Source organism: Escherichia sp. KCJ4928, assembly GCF_004352695.1.
GTDB lineage: Bacteria > Pseudomonadota > Gammaproteobacteria > Enterobacterales > Enterobacteriaceae > ECMA0423.
Window position 1 is genome coordinate 1 of the sequence record NZ_SJWV01000695.1, and the last position, 318, is coordinate 318.

Below are 318 nucleotides of genomic sequence, written 5' to 3' on the forward strand. Positions count from 1 at the left end.
TGGTCTGCCCTGGCTGAGCGAGGCGGACCGGCGGCTGCAGATAAAGAGTGCCCTGCCCTGGTGGCTGGTCTGTCGGGGTGAAATTCACCGGTTCCGCTGTGTGCCGCACCTGACCGGACGGCGCTTTGAACACGGTGTGACGGACTGTTACACCCTGTTCCGGGATGCATACCATCTGGCGGGGATTGAGATGCCGGATTTTCATCGCGAGGATGACTGGTGGCGCAACGGCCAGAACCTGTACCTGGACAATATGGAGGCCACTGGCTTTTGCCGGGTGTCCCTGTCCTCTGCACAGGCAGGCGATATCCTGCTGTG

At 61.3% G+C, this 318-nt stretch carries 1 pseudogene; it reads left to right on the forward strand.

The annotated features are described in order from the left end of the window. A pseudogene (locus tag E0D98_RS26295) lies at window positions 1–318 on the forward strand (NlpC/P60 family protein); the annotation flags it as partial.